Source organism: Pseudomonas fortuita (assembly GCF_026898135.2).
Taxonomy (GTDB): domain Bacteria; phylum Pseudomonadota; class Gammaproteobacteria; order Pseudomonadales; family Pseudomonadaceae; genus Aquipseudomonas; species Aquipseudomonas fortuita.
The window spans coordinates 4886377-4907362 of sequence record NZ_CP114035.2 but is presented as its reverse complement, the minus strand read 5'-3'; the positions used below and the strand labels follow the sequence as shown (position 1 = coordinate 4907362).

The following is a 20986-nucleotide window of genomic DNA, read 5'->3' as shown; positions in this document are numbered from 1 at the left end:
ACCGCGGGTGACGGTTTTAAGATTTTCAGGTGGGCTAGCCCCCGGATCGCGGGGATCGGGCCCATGAACCTCATAAAACAAAGCCCACTGCTCGCACAGTGGGCTCGTAAGTCAGCTATTTAGTCACGCAGTTACTGAGGGGAGACTTCGGTCTTCGGCTTGCCGAAGTGCCATTCGTAGACCACGAACTTGAAGTCTTTCAGGTCGCCTTTCTCGTCATACGACAGGGTGCCGGTAGGGGTCTTGAAGGAGCCGGCATGGATGGCCGCTGCCACTTTGTCGGTATCTTCGGACTTGGCCGCCTTGATGCCTTGTGCGATCAGCTCGACAGCCGAGTAGGCAGGGAACACGAACGGACCGCTTGGGTCCTTGCCGTCAGCCTTGATGGCGTCGACGATCTTCTTGTTCTCCGGGTCGGCATCGAACGACTTCGGCAGGGTGACCAGCAGGCCTTCGGAGGCGTTCTGGGCGATCTGCGAGATCGAGTCGTTACCCACGCCCTCTGGGCCCATGAACTTGGCTTTCAGGCCTTTTTCCTGTGCCTGGCGCAGGATCAGACCCAGCTCTGGGTGGTAGCCGCCGTAGTACACGAAGTCGACATTGTTCTGCTTGAGCTTCTGGATGATCGAGGAGAAGTCCTTGTCACCCGCGTTCAGGCCTTCGAATACGGCAACCTTGGTACCCTTGCTTTCCAGGGTCTGCTTGACGGCGGTGGCGATGCCTTCACCGTACTGTTGCTTGTCGTGCAGGACGGCAACGACCTTCGGCTTGACGTGGTCGGCGATGTAGTTGCCGGCGGCCGGGCCCTGGGCGCTGTCCAGGCCAATGGTGCGGAAGATCAGCTTGTAGCCACGGGCGGTGATTTCCGGCGAGGTGGCGGCCGGGGTGATCATGATCACGCCTTCGTCTTCGTAGATGTCGGATGCAGGCTGGGTAGAGCTGGAGCACAGGTGGCCGATGACGAACTTGACGCCGTCGTTGACCACTTTGTTGGCGATTGCCACGGCCTGTTTAGGGTCGCATGCGTCGTCGTATTCCTTGGCTTCGAGCATCTTGCCATCGACGCCGCCCGCGGCGTTGATATCCTTGATGGCTTGATTGGCGCCGATGAACTGCATGTCGCCGTACTGGGTCACAGGACCCGTCTTGGGACCGGCGATGCCGATCTTGATGGTATCGGCGGCAAACGAATGGCTGGCTACCCCGGCCAGTACCATTGCGGCGAACAGCTTGGAAATCTTGATCATAGTGCTCCACTCATTCTGTTGTAATTCTTATAGTCCTGGCGGCCAGGGCTACAGACCGGGCGGGATTTGCGGCGTGGCCATGCCAACGCGCAAGCCCACCTTCCCCCGGAACATGTCCCGGAACTGTACCGGTACAGTGTAGAGCGCTGTTCGAGCGCTTGAAAAGCGTTCAAAAAGTGCCTGTTTCCTGGGTTGTCGCTTGTTCGACAGAAAGATACAAAAAGGCGCCATCAAATTGCCTGTATCTGCGACCCCGCCCCACAAGTTCGGGGTCAATCGACCAAATTACATATTTGAAACCGGGTTTTTCTGCAAAAATGCCGACCTTTTTTATTGGCCGATTTTTGCGGATACCACCCATGACTGATCAAACAAGCACCCTCTATGCCAAATTGCTTGGCGAGACAGCAATCATCGAGTGGAAAGCGCTGGAGCGTTTCTGGGCCAAGGGTGACCTGATTTGGGTCGACCCCAGCTTGGACCTGATCACCGTTGCCGAGGCAATGGCCGAGAATCGCGGCGAAATCTTCGCTAAGTGGCGTAGTGATGGCACCGTTGGGCCGGTGTCGGCCGAGCAGGCGCTGGACCTGCAAAGCCGCGATCCAGAGATCTGGGCGGTGGTGGTTTCGCCGTTCATCGTGATCCAGGTGAAGCGTCCGGTTGAGGCGTGATCTTTTTTGGTGCGCAAAAATGCGCAGCAGCTCCGTTTTGGTGCTCGAAGGCGTTCAAGGCGGGTAGAGGTAAGTAACAATTCGGCGTGGCGGTAACAGTTTACGGGATGCGTAATATGCCCACCGTTCTGGCCAGCCTGGAAAACAATTCGAATAGTCAGGAGTCATTCATGAGCACTGCATTGCCTTCGCTTGGATTTGCCGGCATCGGCCTGATGGGCCTGCCCATGTGTCGACGCCTGTTAGCGGCTGGCTACCCGCTGACCGTGTGGAACCGCAGCCCGGACAAGTGCGCCGCGCTGGTCGCCGCCGGCGCGCGCCTGGCCAACAGCCCCGCCGAACTGTGCCAGGGCAGCGATATGGTATTGCTGTGCCTGGCCGATACGGCCGTGGTGCGTGAGGTGGTGTTCGGCGAGCAAGGGATTGCCCAGGGTGGGCGCAGCGGCCAGTTGCTGATCGATTTCTCCAGCCTGGAACCCACCGCCACCCGTGAAATGGCCGCCGAGCTCGCGGTACTGTGTGGCATGGCCTGGCTGGATGCTCCGGTGTCCGGCGGCACGCCAGGTGCCGAGGCCGGTACCCTGGCGATCATGGTTGGCGGTGAAGCGGCCGACCTGGAACGTGCACGGCCAGTGCTGCAGGTGCTGGGTCAGCGTGTGACGCACATGGGGGCGGTGGGGGCGGGGCAGGTGACCAAGGCCTGCAATCAGATGATCGTGGCATGCAATGCCCTGGTCATTGCCGAAGTGGTGGCGTTGGCCGAGCAATCCGGGGTGGACGCGACGCTGATCGCCGAAGCGCTGGCCGGTGGTTTTGCTGATTCCAAGCCGCTGCAGATCCTTGCACCGCAAATGGCTGAAAGCCGCTTCGAGCCGATCAAGTGGCACGTGCGCACGCTGCTCAAGGACCTCGATGGCGCAGTGAAGTTTTCCCGTGAGCAGGGGGCGGCGACGCCGCTCAGCGGCCTCGCCGCGCAATTGATGCGCCTGCACGGTAGCCAGGGTTACTTGCAAAAAGATCCGGCGACCCTTGTAGAACTTTACCGCAACAAGGGATGAGTACCTGGCTTTGGCGCTGCAGCCGCTCCAGTAGTGGCCGTAGCTCGGCCAGCGGTACCGGGCGGCCCAGCAGGTAGCCCTGCAGATAGTCACAGCCATGGTCTTGAAGGAAAGCCTGCTGTTCGGCGGTTTCCACGCCTTCGCTGACGACCTGCAAGTGCAGGGTATGCGCCATGACGATTATCGCCTGGACGATCTCGCGATCCTTCTGGCTGCCCGGCACATCCTGCAGGAAGCTGCGATCGATCTTCAGTACGTCCAGCGGCAGGCGCTTGAGGTAGGCCAGTGACGAGTAGCCAGTGCCGAAGTCGTCGATTGACAGCGCCACGCCCAAGGCACGAACGCGCTTGAGCAGGTTGACGGTACGCTGGATATCGCCCATCAGGGCATTTTCGGTCACTTCCAGCTCCAGGTGCCGGGGTGCGAGCCCTGTGTGGAACAGCGCTTTCTCCACTTCGTTGGGCAGCTCGTCGTGGCTCAAGGTTACTGCCGAGCAATTGACCGTCACCTTGATATCGCCATAACCGTGGCGGTGCAGGTGTGCCAGGTCGGCACAGGCGTGGCGCATTACCCAGAGGTCAAGGTCGATGATCAGACCATTGGCTTCGGCAATGCCGATGAAACGGTCGGGCCCCAGCAAGCCGTGCTGCGGGTGATGCCAGCGCACCAGGGCCTCGAGCTTGGCCACCTGCCCGCTGCGCATGTCGAAGATGGGTTGGTAATGCACGCACAACCCACGTTCTTCGAGCAGGGCGATGCGCAGTTCTTCTTCGAGTTGCAAGGCGAGGGATGCCTGGTTTTTCAGGGTTTCGTTGAAAAAGTGCAGGCCGTTACGCCCACTGTCCTTGGACTGGTAAAGGGCCAGGTCGGCATGTTTGAGCAGTTCTTCGGCGCTGGTGCCGTCGTCGGGGAAGATGCTGATGCCAATACTGGTGGTCATGACCATGCGCCGACCACCCAGGTCGATGGGTTCTTTCATCCGTTGCATGATGCGTTGTGCCAGGTGGCGCGCTTCGTCGCAGTTGCTGAGGCTGGTGACCACGCAGAACTCGTCGCCGCCCAGGCGTGCGACCAGGTCCTGATGGCGGGTGGCGGCCTTGATGTGGCTGGCGATCACCTTGAGCAGTTCGTCTCCAGCGTCGTGGCCAAGGCTGTCGTTGATGCGCTTGAAGTGGTCGATGTCGAGGAACATGACTGCCAGGCGGTTTTCAGTGGCGTGGTGTTCGGCCAGGCGCTCTTCGAATACCTGGTTGAAGCCACGGCGGTTGACCAGGTTGGTCAGGGCATCGTAGTGCGCGGCCTGCTGCAGCGATGCGCGGGCCTGGTCCAGTTGGCTGAGCAGCACGTTGACCCGGCGCAGATCGTGCTCCTTGCTCTGCAGCTTCTTGTCGGCCAGTGCGGCGCTGATGCTGGCGCCACTGATCAGCAGGGTGATGAAGCCGATGCCCAACCCCAGTTGCAGGCTGTTGTCGGCGGAGGGCAGGCGCAGCGCGGTGTCGGGCGGGATCACCAGGGTCATGGCCGACATCGCGGTGAAATGGGTGGCGACGATGCCACCGGCCATCAGCAGACTGGCGCCGTACTTCATTGCCTGGTGCAGGGTGCCGCTGCCATTGCTGAAGTACCGGGCCAGGTATAACGCAGCCAGGCCGGTGAGCAGGGCAATGGTGGCAGAGGCCAGCAGCAGGCCAGTCTGGTAATACTGCTGGGCGCCGGTGTCCATCGCAGCCATGCCGACAAAGTGCATCAGGATAATGCCCATGCCGATCAGTACGGCGCTTTGCAGGAAGTGCTGCACGCGCATCTGGCTGCGGTCGAGGCTGCGCATGGTCACCCAGGCGACGGCCAGGGCGATGAGTAGCGAAAGAATGGTCAGGGAAACGTCGTAGTGCACCTCTATCGGTGCCTGGAAGGCCAGCATGCTGATGAAGTGCATGGCCCAGATGCCACCGGCCAGGCAGCAGGCGCCAAGCATGTGCCATTGTCGGTGGGCAGTGGGGTCTTCGCTGTGGGACTGGCGCTCGGCCATGTCCAGGGTCGCGAAGCAAGCCGCGCAGGCAACGAAGTAGGCGAGCAGGACCAGAAACGGTTCATGGCGGCAATCGATAACGATGTGCCCGAATGCCGGAAGGTCGGCGAACAGTTGCAGCCCCAGCCATTCCATTGATTGCCCCATGATCGAGTTTTCACTCGTCTGCGCTACAGCCCTGTGCAGACTGTCCAGAGGCAGTATAGGAAGAGGTGTTTAAGCCTTCCTGAATAATGGCAGTTTGATTTCTACGATTTGGTTATCAACCCAATCGCCAGCAGGCATAAAGAGGGACATATAGGTGTAGGCGCAGCCTTGTGCTGCGAAGAGGCCGTATGCCTCACAACAATCTTGTGGGGCATACGGCCTCTTCGCAGCACAAGGCTGCGCCTACAGATGGTGGTCAGGCCACCAGCGGGCGTGTCAGATCAGCCCGCTACCAGTACGCGAATGGCTTCCAGGCGCAAGGCAGCCTTGTCCAGCATCGCCGGACCCTCTTCGCGCTGCTTGCGCAGCGCGTCGATCTCGCTGTCGCGCACGCTTGGGTTGACCGCTTGCAGTGCCACCAGGCGAGCCAGCTCTTCGTCGGCCTCAGCCGCCAGGCGGCGCTGGGCTTCGGCTACGCGCTCGACGTGAGTGGGCATGATCTTCTCTTCACCGCCACTGATGCGCTTGGCCAGCACGTCACGCTGGGCCTGGACAAACTTGTTGGCGCTGGCGCGCGGTACGCTTTCGAGCTGCTCGTTGAGGGTTTCGAAGGCCACGCGGGCGGCCAGGTCGTTGCCGTTGGCGTCGAGCAGGCAGCGCAGTGCCGCCGGCGGCAGGTAGCGGCCCAGTTGCAGGCTGCGCGGTGCCACCACCTCGCTGACGAACAGCAATTCGAGCAGTACAGTGCCCGGCTTGAGTGCCTTGTTCTTGATCAGTGCCACGGCGGTGTTGCCCATCGAACCGGACAGCACCAGGTCCATGCCGCCCTGCACCATCGGGTGCTCCCAGGTGAGGAACTGCATGTCCTCACGCGACAGCGCCTGGGCACGGTCGTAGGTGATGGTCACGCCTTCGTCGTCGCCCAGCGGGAAGCTGGCATCGAGCATCTTTTCGCTCGGCTTGAGGATCAGTGCGTTCTCGGAATGGTCTTCGCTGTCGATGCCGAAGGCGTCGAACAGGGTTTCCATGTAGATCGGCAGGGCAAACTGGTCGTCCTGCTCGAGAATGGCCTCGACCAGCGCCTGGCCTTCGCCGGCACCGCCGGAGTTGAGCTCCAGCAGGCGGTCGCGGCCAGTGTGCAGTTCGGCTTCCAGGCGCTCGCGCTCACTGCGGGCGTCAGCCACCAGGGTATCCCAGGCCTTGCTCTCGCCACCTTCAAGCAACGGCAGCAGGCGCGGGCCGAACTGGTGCTGAAGGGCGTTGCCGGTGGGGCAGGTGTTGAGGAAGGCGTTAAGGCCCTCGTGGTACCACTGGAACAGGCGCTCTTGCGGGCTGCCTTGCAGGTACGGGATGTGCAGCTGGATGGTGTGCTTCTGGCCGATCCGGTCAAGGCGGCCGATGCGCTGTTCGAGCAGGTCTGGGTGCGCGGGCAGGTCGAACATCACCAAGTGGTGGGCGAACTGGAAGTTGCGGCCTTCGCTGCCGATCTCCGAGCAGATAAGCACTTGCGCACCGAACTCTTCGTCGGCGAAGTAGGCGGCGGCGCGATCGCGTTCGAGGATGTTCATGCCTTCATGGAACACCGACGCCGGAATGCCGGAGCGCACGCGCAGGGCGTCTTCAAGGTCCATGGCGGTTTCGGCGTGAGCGCAGATCACCAATACCTTGGTGCGCTTGAGCATCTTCAGCGTGTCGATCAGCCAGTCGACGCGTGGGTCGAAACGCCACCAGCGCTCGTCGTCAGCCACATCGCCCTGGGCCTGGAAGGCAACTTCCGGGTACAGCTCGGCGTGCTCGCCAGCAGGCAGGTCGCGGTATTGCTCAGGTGTGGCCAGCGGGTAAGGGTGCAGCTGGCGCTCAGGGAAGCCCTGGATCGCCGCACGGGTGTTACGGAACAGGACGCGACCGGTGCCGTGGCGGTCCAGCAGTTCGCGGATCAGGCGTGCGCTGGCCTGGCTGTCGCCGTCGCTGACCGCCGCCAGCAGGGCTTCGCCTTCGGCACCCAGGAAGCCCTGGATGGTGGCGTGGGCCTCGGGCGACAGGCGGCCTTCGTCGAGCAGTTCCTGCACGGCTTCAGCCACTGGGCGGTAATTCTCGCTCTCGGCGCGGAAGGCCGCCAGGTCGTGGAAACGGTTAGGGTCGAGCAGGCGCAGGCGCGCGAAGTGACTGTCCTGGCCAAGTTGCTCGGGGGTGGCGGTGAGCAGCAGCACGCCCGGGATCACCTGGGCCAGTTGCTCGACCAGGCCGTATTCGGCACTGACCTGATCTTCGTGCCAGACCAGGTGGTGGGCCTCGTCGACTACCATCAGGTCCCAGCCAGCAGCAAACAGTGCGTCCTGGGCCTTTTCGTCGTCGACCAGCCATTCCAGTGCAACCAGCGCAAGCTGGGCATCCTCGAACGGGTTGCTGGCGTCGCTTTCGATAAAGCGCTCGGCATCGAACAGGGCTACCTGCAGGTTGAAGCGGCGGCGCATTTCCACCAGCCACTGGTGCTGCAAGTTTTCCGGCACCAGGATCAGCACGCGGCTGGCGCGGCCTGACAGCAACTGGCGATGAATCACCAGGCCGGCTTCGATGGTTTTACCCAGGCCCACTTCGTCGGCCAGCAATACCCGCGGGGCGCTGCGGTCGGCGACTTCGCGAGCAATGTGCAACTGGTGGGCGATCGGTTGCGCGCGGCAGCCGCCCAGGCCCCACAGCGCTGACTGCATCTGCTTGCTGGTGTGCTGCAGGGTGTTGTAGCGCAGGCTGAACCACGACAGTGGGTCGATCTGGCCGGCGAACAGCCGGTCGCTGGCCAGGCGGAACTGAATGAAGTTCGACAGCTGGGTTTCTGGCAGGGTACGCGGCTGGTTTTGCCCGTCCAGACCGTGGTAGACCATCAGCCCGTCGATGTCATCGACCTCGCGCACGGTCAGCTTCCAGCCCTCGAAGTGGGTGATCTGGTCACCTGGCGAGAAGCGCACGCGGGTCAGCGGCGCGTTGCGCAGGGAATACTGGCGCGTGTCGCCAGTGGCCGGGTAGAGCACGGTCAACAGGCGGCCATCCTGCGCCAGGATGGTACCCAGGCCGAGCTCTGCTTCGCTGTCGCTGATCCAGCGTTGCCCCGGTTGATACTGCTGCGCCATACTGCCTGAACTCCCGCGATGAAAAAGCCGATTATGTTAACGGATCGGCCGGTCAGACCAAAGTGCGAACGCACCGAAAGATGCCGAACGACAACAGGAAGTAAGTCAGTCTAGCCGTTTCATCGCCTCGCACCGTGCAGCTGACGAGGGCCCCGGACCAACATGCCTGCCAACCACCGCTGGATCAGCGCTTCCATGGCCGTGGGCAGCTTGCTGCTGCTGAGCGCCTGCGAACAGAAAAACTTCGAGGCCTTGCCCGCCATCCCGATGGAACAGCTTGAAGTACTCGGCGTGCAGACGCCGATCAAGAGCGTGCATTTTCGTGACCGCGACGGTGAAGGCCTGTTGGTGTTGAGCCGCAGCGATGGCCAGGCCAGCGACCCGGAAAGCGAACAGGAAGTGGACAAAGTGGTACTCAAGGCCACCTTGTACGGGCGTACTGCCGAAAGCGATGCATTCAAGGCACGCTGGCAGATCGAGCAGGAAACCACTTGCCCTGGCCTGGACCTGGACGTGGACTTCTATACCGACGTCAGCGATGTCGGCGACCTGAACAAGGACGGTATCGCCGAGGTTACGGTGGCCAGCCATGCCTTCTGTGGTGGCGGCATCGACCCGCACGACATCGCCATCGAAATGCGTGAAGGGCAGGCCAGCTACACCATCACTGGCCAGTCGCTGATCAGCCCGGCGGGTGAAGAGCCGATTGGCGGTGAGCGCAATGACAGTGCCTCGCTCAAAACCGCGCCACAGGTGCTTCGCGATCACATGGATGCCGTCTGGCAGCAGGTTTACAAGCGGCCGTGGAGCGAAGCCGGCCCGCCAGGCGACGACGACCTTGACGACGAAGCCGAGTAATTGTTGTCCATGACATCAAGGTAAACTCGCGCCTGCCGATACAGGGGGCATAGGAGAACGTCCATGCTGCCGCCAATCATTCCGCTCAGTGCCGCCCCGGTGACCTCGCAACAGGACCCGGTCAAGCCGACCCCGGACATCAAGCCGGTGGTACCCACGCAGCCTGCGTCCGGCGAAAGTGCCATCGATCTCAAGCAACAGCGCGACCCGCAGGCGCAGGCGTTGTTGCTGCGCGATGAGCAGCGTCGCCAGCAGCAACGTGGCAAGCAGGGCGGCCAGGACCGCTACAGTGCCTTGCCAGGTGACGAGGTCAATGCCGACAACACCGTGCCGGTCGCGCCACTGATGGACGAGCACGTGCGCCAGGGGCTGCTGGTGGACATCGAAGTCTGACGCAGGGCTGGTCAGCGCCTGCGCCTGGCTTCATCATGCAAGCCTCAGTTGATCGTCGAGCCCACCCATGAGCCAAGACAACCTCATCGATTTTGATGCCGAACGCGCCAAGCGTGTCCACGACCTCAAGGAAAAGCGCCTGAACGACATGCGCAACGCGTTCGAGCAGGCTCTGCCGTTGAGCACCAGCAAGAAAAAGAAGCCCAAGGGCAAACCGAAGAAGCGCTGAAACTTGACGCAGGTCAACCCTGCACCCGCCTCGCGTGCCCGGCCCCGGGCACCATTGACCCTGGTCAATTTTCTCCATCCCCACATTGGTTAACGTGCACCCATCGGACAACGGCAAACGAATGGGGAGGCCCGCATGTTCTTCGACAACGTGGTTATCGCCGGTGTGGTAACGGTCGGGTTGATGGTGGCCTTCTTTGCCGGTCTGGGCATTTTCATCTGGAAGGACTCGAAAAAGCGCAAGCCGCGCTGACCTTCCCGGTACACGAGCACGCAAGGCATTTAGGGCGACTTCGGTCGCCCATTTTTTTGCCTGCGATTTAAGTGTTGCCGGTGCCGGCTCTTTCGCAGCACAGGCTTACCAATGTCTCAATAAAGATGATTAGCTAGCTAATTAATCGTTTGAGCTTTATCCTGCTCACCATTGTCTATCTTTTCAGTACGACCATCCCTCGCAAGGTCCGCCTAGTGCCCATCACCTTTCAGGCCCTGTTCGCCCCCAGCAGCCTCGCCCTCAAATTCGCCGTCAAGACCCTACTCGGTGGCGGTCTGGCGTTGTGGCTGGCAATGCGCTGGGGCCTGGAGCAACCGTCCTGGGCACTGATGACCGCCTTCATCGTCGCCCAGCCGCTGTCAGGGATGGTGGTGCAGAAAGGCCTGGCGCGGTTGGCCGGCACCTTGGTCGGTACCGTCATGTCCGTGGTGTTCATCGGCCTGTTCGCCCAGACCCCTGGGCTGTTCCTGTTTACCCTCGCCCTGTGGCTGGCCTTGTGCACTGCGGCCTCGACCCAACTGCGCAGCGCCTGGGCCTATGCCTTCGTGCTGGCTGGCTACACTGCCGCGATTATTGCCTTGCCGGCCATCGACCACCCGCTGCAGGTCTTTGACCAGGCTGTGGCGCGCTGTACCGAGATCTGCCTGGGCATTTTCTGCGCCACTGCAAGCAGTGCGTTGCTCTGGCCAATGCGGGTGGAGCAGCAATTGGCCGGGCAGGCCCGACAGGCATGGCAGAACGGCCTGCAGGCTGCCAGCGCCATGCTTGGCGGGGCAGACGAGGCACGCAAAGGCTTGCTGGAGAGCCTGGGGCGTATCGTTGCTATCGACAGCCAGCGTGAACATGCCTGGTTCGAAGGCAATCGCGGTCGCCAGCGAGCCCGCGCGATCCGTGGCCTGAGCCAGAAGCTGATGGTGCTGTTGCGGATCTCGCGCTCGGTGCGGCGGCAGTGGCAGCATCTGGATGAGCGTGAGGCAGCGCACCTGGCACACTGGCTGGACGAGGTGCGCGCGCTGCTGCTCGAGCCCGACCGGCCCAGCCTGTTACTGCTGCGCCAGCGCATCTGGGATGCGGCCCATGATGACCAGATCAGTTCGGCGGAGCACTTCTGCCTGGCGCGCATGGCCTTGTTGCTGGATTACGCCATGGCCGCCAGCCAGGCGCTGGAGGATGTGGAGGCGGGCAGGGCGCCCAAGGATGTGTCGCAGGGCCTGGCCGTGCACCGCGACTGGTCCCTGGCATTGCTGTTCGGTTCACGCAGCGCACTGGCCTTTCTGGTGATGAGCGGCTTCTGGCTGGCGACGGCGTGGCCTTCGGCGCCGGGTGGCCTGGTGTTGACCTGCGTGGTCTGCAGCCTGTTCGCCAGCCGCGAGAACGGCGCGCAGATTGGCCTGAGCTTCCTGCGCGGCATCTTCCTGGCGATACCCGCGGCGTTTCTGGTCGGGCAGATCCTGCTGCCGCAATGGAGCAGCTTTGCCATGCTTTGCCTGGGCATGGGCGTGCCGTTGTTTCTCGGCGCATTGGGCATGGCCCACCCACGTACCGGGGCCACTGCAACGTCTTATTGCCTGCACTTCATTGTGCTGGTGTCCCCGCTCAACGTCATGCAGTTTGGTGTGGCGACCATGCTAAACAGTGCGCTGGCGATGCTGGTAGGGGTGTCGGCAGCGGTAATGGCCTTCCGTTTGCTGGTGTTCCGCCACCCGGCCTGGCTGGGCCGGCGCCTGCGGGCAGCCACCCAGAGCGACCTGGTGCGCCTGACCCGGCGCGACCTGCGCGGTGCCGACAGCTGGTTTGGCGGGCGCATGGCCGACCGCCTGATGCAACTGGCCCGGCAGGCTGGCGAGCTGCCCGAAAGCGAGCGCAAGCGCTGGGACGACGGCCTGCATGGGTTGGATATCGGTGATGAACTGGTGCATCTGCGTATGTGCCTGGCGGTCGCCCAAGCCCCCTTGGGGCGCGCCGAGCGCGAGTATTTGCAGCAGGTAGAGGCGGTACTGGCCAAAGGGCCGGGCGCCGGGCGCGGGCATCGCCTGGACGCCGCCAGTGAACAATTCATAGCCGCCTTGCGCCGGCTGCCTGCCAGTGACCCGCTGCGGCTGGCCGAAGGTGCGGTGCTGCAATTGCAGAAAAGCTGGGGCAAATGGTGCCGCTGGCAGGAGGACGCCTATGGGGTTGCATGAATGGGAAGTGGGCGGCGTGCTGCTCAGCCCGTTTCTGCTTTATGTGTTGCTGGCCCTGCTGCTCACCGGCGTGCTGCGCCTGGTGGTGCAGGCGACGCCGTTGGGGCGCTGGATCTGGCATGAAGCGTTGTTCGACGCAGCGCTGTTCGTTTGTGTGTTGTTCCTGGTGGTGAGGCTGCTGGGAGCTTTATAAAGGAGTGTTTCAATGCGTGCGGCCGTACGTACCCTGGTGACGCTGTGTGTGGTGGCTTTGGCCGTGTTGGCCGGCTACCAGCTGTGGCAGTACTACATGCTTACGCCCTGGACCCGCGATGCCCGTGTGCGTGCCGATGTGGTGGTGATTGCCCCTGACGTGTCCGGGTGGGTACGTGAGCTCAAAGTCCATGACAACCAGCAGGTCAAGGCGGGTGACCTGTTGATGAACATCGACCGCGAGCGCTTTCAGGCTGCCTTCGACCAGGCACGTGCGGTGACTGAGACCCGCGCCCAGCAACTGCGCTTGCGCGAGCGTGAGGCCGCCCGGCGCACCGCCCTGGGGCCAGAGGCGATCAGTGCCGAGTTGCGTGAAAACGCCCAGATCAATGCTGCTATCGCGCGCGGTGAACTGCATGAGGCCGAAGCGCAGTTGCAGGTTGCCAAGATCAACCTGGCGCGCAGTGAAGTGCGCGCGCCGCGCAGCGGGCATATCACCAACCTGCGTCTGGCCGAGGGCAACTACGTGAACACCGGGGAATCGGTCATGGCCCTGGTGGACGATTCAACCTTTTATATCCAGGCCTATTTCGAAGAAACCAAGCTGCCGCGTATTCGTGTGGGAGACACGGTGAAAGTCTGGCTGATGGGCGCCGGCGAACCCATGCAAGGGCATGTGGAAAGCATCAGCCGCGGCATCACCGACCGCAACAGTAACCCCGACAGCCAGTTGTTGCCGGAGGTGGAGCCTACTTTCAACTGGGTGCGGTTGGCCCAGCGCATACCCGTAAGGATTCGCCTGGACCAGGTACCGGAAGGGGTGACGCTGAGTGCAGGCATGACCGCGAGCGTGCAGGTGCATGAGGACCGGGGCGAGCAGTGATGGTGCTGCCTTGTTAGCCTGTAGGAGCAGCCTGGTGCTGCGAAGAGGCCAGTACCGGCAATGTAGTTGTGTTGGCCATGCCGGCCTCTTCGCAGCGCAAGGCTGCTCCTACAGGTACGGCGCATCGCCTAGCGTGCCGTGAGGCTCATAGGAACATGCCGCCCGACACTTCCAGCCGTTGCCCGGTAATCCAGCCATTGCCGTCTTCCAGCAACAGCGCAATCGCTGCCCCGATGTCATCCGGCAAGCCCACGCGGCCCAGCGCCGTATTGCCGGCAATGTATTCATTCACCTGCTGGTTATCCCGCACCACGCCGCCGCCGAAATCGGTCTCGATCGCCCCCGGCGCCAGAATGTTCACGCGAATGCCACGCGCGCCCAGTTCCTTGGCCTGGTAGCGGGTCAGCACCTCCATTGCGCCCTTCATCGCGGCATAGGCGGCATACCCCGGCAGCGCAAAGCGTGCCAGGCCGGTAGAAATGTTGACGATACGGCCATTGTCGACCAACAGGGGCAGCAGGCGCTGGGTGAGGAAAAAGGGTCCTTTCAGCTGAATATTCAGCAACTGGTCGAACTGCGCCTCGCTGGTTTCGACGTACGGCACATTCAGCCCGATCCCGGCATTGTTCACCAGAAAGTCAAAACGCTCGCGGCCAAAGTGCTGCTGCAGGGTGCTGCCAAGGCGCTCGGCGAAGCTGGCAAAACTGCTGCTGTCGCTGACGTCGAGTTGCAGCATGGCCGCTTTCGCCCCGGCCTGCTCCAGTCGGGCAACTACGGCCTGGGCTTCGTCTGCCTTGCTGTGGTAAGTGCCAATTACATCGATACCGCGTGCGGCCAGGTGTTCGGCAGCGTTACGGCCAAGGCCGCGGCTGGCGCCAGTGATCAGGGCAATTTTGCGCGTCATGTTCAAAGCCTCAGGCTGGGTGGATGTGGTCAGCTTATTGGTCGGCTCGAGGCTGTTAAATCCGGTAAAAATGGAAATACTGTTCGACAGAACCGGATAGCCGAGGCCCAAATGAACAAGCTGGAGTTGTTGCGCACCTTCGTGCGGGTGAGTGAGGTCAGCAGCTTCACCCTGGCTGCCGAGAGCCTGAGGCTGCCACGCTCGACCGTGTCAGAGCAGGTAAAGGCACTGGAGCGCTTGCTGGGTACGCAGCTGTTCAACCGTACTACCCGCAGGGTGCAGGCGACCCAGGATGGCGCCTTGCTGTACGAGCGTAGCAAGGACCTGCTGTCAGGCATGGATGAGATCGAGAGCCTGTTCAGCGCCGACGATGCCGAGCTGGCCGGGCGCCTGCGCATCGACCTGCCGACCATGATGGCGCGGCGGGTCATCATCCCGGCGTTGCCGCAGTTTCTGCAGCGCTTTCCGCGGCTGGAGGTGGAGCTCAGTTGCACTGACCGCCAGGTTGATTTGCTGCGCGAGGGGTTTGACTGCGTGATGCGCATAGGTGCCCTGCATGATCTGGATGTGGTGGCGCGGCCGGTCGGGCAACTGAGCATGCGCAACTGTGCGAGCCCCGCCTACCTGGCCCGCTACGGCGTGCCGCAGACGCCGCAGGAACTGGCGGGGCACCAACTGGTGCACTACGTGCGTACCTTGGGGGCGCGCAGTGCCGGTTTCGAATACCTGCAAGGTGGTGAGCTGCAATACCAGGCCATGGCTGGTGTGGTTACGGTCAACAACGCCGAGGCGTACTCGGCGGCCTGCCTGGCCGGGCTGGGGTTGATCCAGGTACCGGCGGTGGGTGTGGCCGAGCATTTGCAGCGAGGCGAGCTGGTTTCGCTACTGGAAGACTGGCAGGCCCCGGCCATGCCGGTGTCACTGCTGTACGCCCGGCAACGGCACGTGCCGCGCCGGGTTCAAGCGTTCATGCAGTGGCTGGCGGCGGTGCTGGCGTCGCAGGTCGACCCTGCACCAAGTGAACATTGAGCCAGGTGCCGGCCACAGGTAAAGGCGTGCGGGGTAAGCACGAAAACCCTTGGCGAACGGCCTGCCACTTGCGTTAGGCTGCCGTTTGCGAGTTGCCCGGTAGAGGCGACCGATTCCGCCAGGCGTGCGTATCTTTCGATTTCATTGCGAGGTTACGTCATGGCCATCACTTCCCAGGACATCTGCAACGCCGCCGACCAGCTCAAAGGTTTTGTCGGTTTTCATGGCAAGCGCGGCGTTCATATCGTGCGGTTTTCCGAGGACTCGTTCGGCATGGACGTGGCCGACGACAGCATTACCCCCTGCAGCGAGTTTGTCTGGCGTCCCGAGCAAGGGCAGCGCATGGCGCTTTGCCGTGAGCGGCTGGCGCTGCTGCTGGAGCAGCATGTGGATGACCGCCTGAACATTGCTGAGCCACTGCGCGCCTACCTGCGCCGCCGGGATCTGCCAGACATCGTGGCCGAACGCACCGTGCAGCAATAAACCCGGCCCTTATAGGAGCAGCACAAGGCTGCTCCTACAAGGGCTTTGCAGTGCTATGGGATGTCTGGTGCAACAACGCCGCCACCCCGGCACTGTCCAGCGGCCGGCTCATGTAAAAGCCCTGCACCTCATGGCAGCGGTCTTTCTCCAGTGCCTTGAGCTGCTGTTCGCTCTCTACCCCCTCGGCAGTTACCGTCAACCCCATCGCCTCACCCAGGTTGATGATGGCCTGGACCACGGCGCGGTCTCTACCGCCGCTGCTGTTCAGGCCATTGATGAAGCGTTTGTCGATCTTGATGCTGTCGAACGGGTAGGTACGCAGATAACCCAGCGACGAGTAGCCGGTGCCGAAATCGTCCATATTCAGGCGCACGCCAAGCTCTTTGAGTGACAGCATGGTGCCTAGCGCGCCCTCGATGTCGTTGAGCATCACGTTTTCGGTAATTTCCAGTTCCAGGCGCTGGGCCGGGAAGCTGGTGTCCAGCAGGACCTCGCGTACGTCGGCGACCACGTCGCTGCGCAGGAACTGCGCAGGCGACAGGTTCACCGAAACCAGAATGTCGGCGGGCCAGTCGTGGGCAGTGCGGCAGGCTTCGCGCAGCACCCAGCGGCCCAGCGCGACGATGATGTCGCTTTGCTCGGCCAGCGGGATGAAGGTATCCGGCCCCAGCAACCCTTCCTGTGGGTGTTGCCAGCGCAGCAAGGCTTCGACCGCGACGATGCGTCGGTCGCTGAGGCGGTAGCGTGGCTGGTAGTGCAGCTCGAACTCCTGGTTGCGCAATGCCCGGCGCAAGTCGTTTTCCAACTGGCGACGGTACTGGATCTGCTGGTTCATTTCGGCGGCGAAGTAGCGCCAGGTATTCTTGCCATCGGCCTTGGCCTGGTACAGGGCGATGTCGGCGCAGCGGATCAGTTCGCCGGCATCGAAACCCTGGGTGCGGGTCTGTGCCACGCCGATACTGACGCCGACGTGCAGCAGTTGGCTGTCGAAGGTGATGGGGTGCTGCAGCAGGTCGATCAGGCGTGCGCAGAAGCGGTCGACTTCGCTGCGGTTGTCCATGCCGCTGAGGACCAGAATGAACTCGTCGCCGCCCAGGCGTGCGACCAGGTCGCCATCGCGGGTGGTGTCGCGCAGGCGCGTCGCCACTTCCTGCAGCACGGCATCCCCGGCGGCATGGCCGAGGGAGTCGTTGATCGGCTTGAAGTTGTCCAGATCCAGCAACAGCAGTGACAGTGGCGGCGAGTCATTGCCCCGCAGCAGGGCCTGCTCCAGGTGCCTGGCGAGCTTGTTGCGGTTGGCCAGCCCAGTGAGAGGGTCGTGCAGCGACAGGTGCTGGATGCGCGCGTGGGCGTCGACTTCGTCGGTGATGTCACTGGCGGTGCCACGAAAACCGATGGGTGTGTCGTCATGCCAGATGGCGCGGGCCGAAATCCTGCAGTAGCGGTTCTGGCCATTCTGGTCGCGGTAAGTACAGCGCAGGTTGGCCAGTTGCTCGGGGTCTGCGTTGGCCAGGGCGTCCAGCCAGGGTGAGAGCGGGGTGGTATCGCAGGCCAGCAACTGGTTGAGCGGGTGCCCCAGCCAATCGTCCACCGCGTAGCCGGTAACATTGGCAAAGCGCTGTGACAGGTATGTCAGGCGCTGTTGCCGGTCAGTTTCCCAGATCCAGTCGGATGCCGACTCGGCCACTGCGCGAAAACGCTGTTCGCTAGCCTCCAGGGCCTGGTTGCTCTGCTGCAAGTGCGAAAGCGTCAGGCCGATCGCCCGCGAGCTGCGCAAGGTCAGGCGGAACAGGTAAAGCATGATCAGGCCAAGTATCAGCAGCGCGCTCAACAGGGCTGGCATTACCGCCCACAGCAATTGGTGCCCCGGCAGTGGGCTGCTCCAGGACAGGTGATAGCCGGTGTCACCCAGGTCGATACGCAGGTGGTCATGCTGCTGCATATCTTCCTTTTCCACATGCATGCGGGTCAGCCCGGCACCTTTGCCCAGTTGTGCCAGTTTTTCTTCGGTCAACTGGTCGACGAACAGCATCACGGGTGCCTGGCTTACCTCACTGTCGGTGACGTCGCGGTCCGGGCGTATGGCTGCGGCACTGAGTACCGCCGGCCAGCCATTGAACAGCACGAAACGGGTTATCTGCTCGCGGGGAATTGCGGCTGCACGGGCCTGGTCGAGGATCGGCTGGAGCGTTGCGTCTATATAGGTGTTGGCGCCTGCCTGGGTGGGCTGGCCTTTGAACAAGGCGTAGGTGGTACGGTCGTTTTCCACCACGAACACCCCTTCGTAGCCGCTGGCGCTGTACAACGATTCACCTACATTCTTCTCCTCGTAGGCCCAATGCCAGTCGGCGTGGCCTGCCAGGTGCTCGAAGGCCGCATCCCATACGGCGTAGCTGGACAGAAACTGGCGTGAGGCCAGCAGACGCTGTTCCAGCGCCTGCGTCGCATGGAACGCGCTACGCTGGCGCTCCTGCTTGTCGAGCGTGGTCGCGATATTGAACAGGGCGCCGAGGATGACCAGGCAGGCCAGGCCGTACACTGTGCTGAAACCGGCAATCAGGTGGCGCACCTGAAAGCGCGGCGTAGGGCTTGCGGGTGGAAGGTTGGCGGTCCTGGCCATGCGCGAGCAGCTCCTTCAAGCAGCCTCCCGCCGGGCAGTCAGGCAGGGGGTTCAATCAGGATAGGCCAGCCTGAGCGTGGCAGCCTCGCTGCGGGCAAAATTGACTTGGTCACGGCCTGCGTGCTTGGCGGTGTACAGTGCCTTGTCCGCCTGTTCCAGCCAGTGTTCCGGTGATTGCAGGCCAGCCTGGAATGCTGACAGGCCGATGCTGAGGCTGATGCGCAGGTGCGGCAACTGCGGATTACGGTAGTTGGCGACACGTTCGCGCAGGCGCTCCATGGCTTGGCAGGCCTGGGCTTGGCTTGTGTCCGGCAGGATCACGCAAAACTCGTCTCCGCCGTACCGCCCGGCCTGGTCGCCCTCGCGCAAATTTCGCCGTAGCTCGGCACTGAGCTGGCGCAGTACACAATCGCCGACCACGTGGCCGAAGGTGTCGTTGATAGTCTTGAAATGGTCGATGTCGATCAGGGCTATGACCGCCTGCCCCTGTTGTTGTCTACAGGCCTGGAACTTCAGCAGCAGCAGGTCTTTCCAGGCACCATGGTTGAGCAGGCCGGTCAGGCTGTCGGTCAGGCTGAGCGCGCTCAGCCGGCGTTTGTGGTCGGCCAGCTTGATCGCCAGCTGGTAGCACACCCAGCCCAGGGCAAGCGGGTACAGCGTCAGCATAGGGAGGCAAGCATAAACTTGCAGGGGCGTTGCATGCAGCTGCAGGCCGGGGCCGAGGACCAGAACGGCGACAAGCATGCCGGCCAGTTGGGCCATTGCCCCGCGCACGACCAGCCGCTTGCCCCCGGCAGCAACGTTGTTCATGGTCATCATCGATAGCACGGTCACGCTCGGCAAGGGATTGAAGTGCATGGCGGCGGTCCAGAATCCGCCCATCAGTGAATCAAGCAGCAAGTTGCGCTGTTCCGCCTGGTAAGGGGCTGGCGAGCGGGTGGCCCAAAAGTAAGCCACGTGCGGCCACAGCAGCCCGTTGACCAGCATCAGCCCCCATATCCACGCAGGCGGCGCCAGCGGCGCCATGCCAGCCATGACGCTGAGCAGGCCAATGCCCATGCCTATAATGCGCGGCAGGTAGATGCGCTTGACGAATGAAAGGCCTTTGCCGCTGCTGTTTTCCATCATGTTGTCATTCTTCTGCCGGTATACCGTTTATCGCATAACTCACGTGAATATTGTTGAACACTGTTTCATCGGCGAAAAATGACCTTGCAAGCCAATTCACGGTAGATCCGATCCCCGGCAGGTGGCACGAAGGCTTTTCTGTTGCTTGGGGTATTGCAGGCACATGCTGCCGGCGCAGATTTTGCGGGTCCGGCAGCGGCACGCCAAGCTTCAATGCTTGTCGTCCCTGCTGCGCGCTGGCCTGGCTTCGTGGTCTTTCAATAATTGCGAGGGCGGCTTGCCGCTGTCACTGCGTACCTGAGCATGGCTGATCAGGCCGAAGATCAAGCTGCCACCAATAATATTGCCGGCCAGGGTAGGCAAGGCGAATTGCAGCAAGAAACTGCGCCAGGTCTCGTCGCCGGCCCAGACCAGATAAGACACCTCGACTGAACCCACTACTATATGGGTGAAGTCGCCAAGGGCCATCAGGTAGGTGATCAGCAGGATGATCCAGATCTTGGCGTGCTCCATGGATGGAATCATCCAGACCATGGTGGCGATCATCCAGCCCGAGACGATGCCTTTGGCAAACATCTGGCTGATGTCGTTCTTCATGACCTTGCGGCCGATCTCGAGGAAGGCCACATCCGTCTTGCTGTCAAAGATCGGCAGCTCCAGCATCACCCAGGCAACCAGCAGGGTACCGGCCAGGTTGCCGAGCAACACCACGCCCCACAGGCGCAACAGGCGGCCGAAGTTGGCCAGGGTCGGGGACGTCATCACTGGCAGCACGGCGGTGAGGGTGTTTTCGGTAAACAGTTGCTGGCGTGCCAGGATAACAGCGAGAAAACCGGCGCTGTAGCCGATGCTGGCAATCACCTGCGCACTGTCACCGTCCGGCAGGCGGGCGTAAAACAGCCCCATGGCCATCATCGACAGCCCCATGGACAAGCCGGCGGCCAGCGCCGACCACCACAGCGCGGCGAGCGTACGCTCCAGCTCCTGGTCGCCCTGGTAGCGGATGATCTCGTGCAGCACTGCCGCCCGCGGCGGCTGGTTGTGGCTGACTTCCTGCTCTTCATCTGCAGACAAGCCCGGGGTTTTCTCGTTTTGCGCATCGCTCATGGCCACTACGCTCCGTGGGGGGGATTCATTACAGATCCGCTGCGCTTTCATTAGTTGCGAGGTGGGTACTAAACACGCTTGGAAAGTTTTTTAGATCAAGGTGTTGACTCTAATTTCAAAGCGCGTATTATTCGCCTCCTCGCAGCGACAAACGCTTCGAGGCAAGCGGTAAGTGTTTGAAGTTGTTAGCTTTCGAAAGAAAGTGGATGTAAAAAACTTCAAAATAAACGCTTGACAGACTCTGAGGAAAGCGTAGAATGCGCGCCTCGGTTGAGACGAAAAGCTCTTAACCAAACGCTCTTTAACAAATCGAATCAAGCAATTCGTGTGGGTGCTTGTGAGTACGGACTGATAGTCAAAAAGATTATCAGCATCACAAGTGACCATGCGAGAAATCACATAGTCATTTGAGATTGCTGAGCCA

At 62.0% G+C, this 20986-nt stretch carries 19 protein-coding genes; 11 read left to right on the top strand and 8 right to left on the bottom strand.

Annotated features, from left to right (window positions below; all coding sequences use genetic code 11):
* Positions 1 to 131: 131 nt before the first annotated feature.
* The gene (locus OZ911_RS22480; RefSeq protein ID WP_023048582.1) at positions 132 to 1247 is read right to left on the bottom strand and encodes a branched-chain amino acid ABC transporter substrate-binding protein; all 1116 of its coding nucleotides are present in this window, start codon (positions 1245 to 1247) and stop codon (positions 132 to 134) included.
* Positions 1248 to 1606: 359 nt separating this feature from the next.
* Here OZ911_RS22480 and OZ911_RS22475 point away from each other — a divergent pair, with 359 nt between their 5' ends.
* Positions 1607 to 1918 carry a DUF2288 domain-containing protein gene (locus OZ911_RS22475; RefSeq protein WP_016488723.1) on the top strand — a complete coding sequence of 104 codons (312 nt, stop codon included), beginning with the start codon at positions 1607 to 1609 and terminating at the stop codon, positions 1916 to 1918.
* A gap of 170 nt (positions 1919 to 2088) precedes the next feature.
* A complete protein-coding gene (locus OZ911_RS22470) occupies positions 2089 to 2976 on the top strand; it encodes an NAD(P)-dependent oxidoreductase (RefSeq protein WP_023048581.1) in 888 nt (295 codons plus the stop codon).
* Here OZ911_RS22470 and OZ911_RS22465 read toward each other — a convergent pair.
* Complete coding sequence (locus OZ911_RS22465; protein WP_016488721.1) at positions 2876 to 5140, bottom strand: putative bifunctional diguanylate cyclase/phosphodiesterase; 2265 nt, start codon at positions 5138 to 5140, stop codon at positions 2876 to 2878. The two genes, OZ911_RS22470 and OZ911_RS22465, sit on opposite strands and share 101 nt — an antisense overlap.
* A 293-nt stretch (positions 5141 to 5433) precedes the next feature.
* The gene (gene rapA / locus OZ911_RS22460; RefSeq protein ID WP_268968478.1) at positions 5434 to 8280 is read right to left on the bottom strand and encodes an RNA polymerase-associated protein RapA; all 2847 of its coding nucleotides are present in this window, start codon (positions 8278 to 8280) and stop codon (positions 5434 to 5436) included.
* A 162-nt stretch (positions 8281 to 8442) separates the two neighbouring features.
* Between rapA and OZ911_RS22455 the strand changes: the two genes are divergently transcribed.
* The 7 genes from OZ911_RS22455 to OZ911_RS22425 all read left to right on the top strand — a co-directional run bounded on the left by OZ911_RS22455 (position 8443) and on the right by OZ911_RS22425 (position 13291).
* Positions 8443 to 9138, top strand: coding sequence for a M949_RS01915 family surface polysaccharide biosynthesis protein (locus OZ911_RS22455; RefSeq protein WP_016488719.1), 696 nt, complete (start codon positions 8443 to 8445; stop codon positions 9136 to 9138).
* Positions 9139 to 9201: 63 nt separating this feature from the next.
* Complete coding sequence (locus OZ911_RS22450; protein WP_016488718.1) at positions 9202 to 9531, top strand: hypothetical protein; 330 nt, start codon at positions 9202 to 9204, stop codon at positions 9529 to 9531.
* Between the two features lie 67 nt (positions 9532 to 9598).
* The gene (locus OZ911_RS22445) at positions 9599 to 9760 is read left to right on the top strand and encodes a hypothetical protein (RefSeq protein WP_016488717.1); all 162 of its coding nucleotides are present in this window, start codon (positions 9599 to 9601) and stop codon (positions 9758 to 9760) included.
* Positions 9761 to 9895: 135 nt separating this feature from the next.
* On the top strand, positions 9896 to 10012 hold the full coding sequence (gene ccoM / locus OZ911_RS22440) for a cytochrome c oxidase subunit CcoM (protein WP_016488716.1): 117 nt from the start codon (positions 9896 to 9898) through the stop codon (positions 10010 to 10012).
* A gap of 215 nt (positions 10013 to 10227) precedes the next feature.
* Positions 10228 to 12216, top strand: a complete 1989-nt coding sequence (locus OZ911_RS22435) for an FUSC family protein (protein ID WP_024717441.1) — start codon at positions 10228 to 10230, stop codon at positions 12214 to 12216.
* The gene (locus OZ911_RS22430) at positions 12203 to 12409 is read left to right on the top strand and encodes a DUF1656 domain-containing protein (protein ID WP_016488714.1); all 207 of its coding nucleotides are present in this window, start codon (positions 12203 to 12205) and stop codon (positions 12407 to 12409) included. Before OZ911_RS22435 ends, OZ911_RS22430 begins: the two co-directional genes overlap by 14 nt.
* 12 nt (positions 12410 to 12421) lie before the next feature.
* Positions 12422 to 13291, top strand: coding sequence for an efflux RND transporter periplasmic adaptor subunit (locus OZ911_RS22425; RefSeq protein WP_023047377.1), 870 nt, complete (start codon positions 12422 to 12424; stop codon positions 13289 to 13291).
* Between the two features lie 145 nt (positions 13292 to 13436).
* On the opposite strand, the gene OZ911_RS22420 is transcribed toward OZ911_RS22425, so the two are convergent.
* The gene (locus OZ911_RS22420) at positions 13437 to 14195 is read right to left on the bottom strand and encodes an SDR family NAD(P)-dependent oxidoreductase (protein ID WP_024717440.1); all 759 of its coding nucleotides are present in this window, start codon (positions 14193 to 14195) and stop codon (positions 13437 to 13439) included.
* A 111-nt stretch (positions 14196 to 14306) separates the two neighbouring features.
* Here OZ911_RS22420 and OZ911_RS22415 point away from each other — a divergent pair, with 111 nt between their 5' ends.
* Together OZ911_RS22415 and OZ911_RS22410 are read left to right on the top strand one after the other, a co-directional pair.
* A complete protein-coding gene (locus tag OZ911_RS22415; RefSeq protein ID WP_060520066.1) occupies positions 14307 to 15224 on the top strand; it encodes a LysR family transcriptional regulator in 918 nt (305 codons plus the stop codon).
* Positions 15225 to 15383: 159 nt separating this feature from the next.
* Positions 15384 to 15707, top strand: a complete 324-nt coding sequence (locus OZ911_RS22410; protein WP_023047378.1) for a DUF2025 family protein — start codon at positions 15384 to 15386, stop codon at positions 15705 to 15707.
* 34 nt (positions 15708 to 15741) lie between these two features.
* Here the strand turns inward: OZ911_RS22410 and OZ911_RS22405 are convergent, their stop codons facing one another.
* The 4 genes from OZ911_RS22405 to OZ911_RS22390 are packed head-to-tail and all read right to left on the bottom strand — an operon-like array spanning position 15742 to position 20562.
* Complete coding sequence (locus tag OZ911_RS22405; protein WP_023047379.1) at positions 15742 to 18327, bottom strand: bifunctional diguanylate cyclase/phosphodiesterase; 2586 nt, start codon at positions 18325 to 18327, stop codon at positions 15742 to 15744.
* Between the two features lie 51 nt (positions 18328 to 18378).
* On the bottom strand, positions 18379 to 19452 hold the full coding sequence (locus OZ911_RS22400) for a diguanylate cyclase (RefSeq protein WP_024717439.1): 1074 nt from the start codon (positions 19450 to 19452) through the stop codon (positions 18379 to 18381).
* Positions 19453 to 19459: 7 nt separating this feature from the next.
* Entirely contained in the window at positions 19460 to 19669 is a 210-nt protein-coding gene (locus tag OZ911_RS22395) for a hypothetical protein (protein WP_139138834.1), read from the bottom strand.
* The gene (locus tag OZ911_RS22390) at positions 19666 to 20562 is read right to left on the bottom strand and encodes a formate/nitrite transporter family protein (RefSeq protein ID WP_016488707.1); all 897 of its coding nucleotides are present in this window, start codon (positions 20560 to 20562) and stop codon (positions 19666 to 19668) included. The genes OZ911_RS22395 and OZ911_RS22390 overlap by 4 nt, the downstream gene beginning before the upstream one ends.
* Positions 20563 to 20986 lie beyond the last annotated feature (424 nt).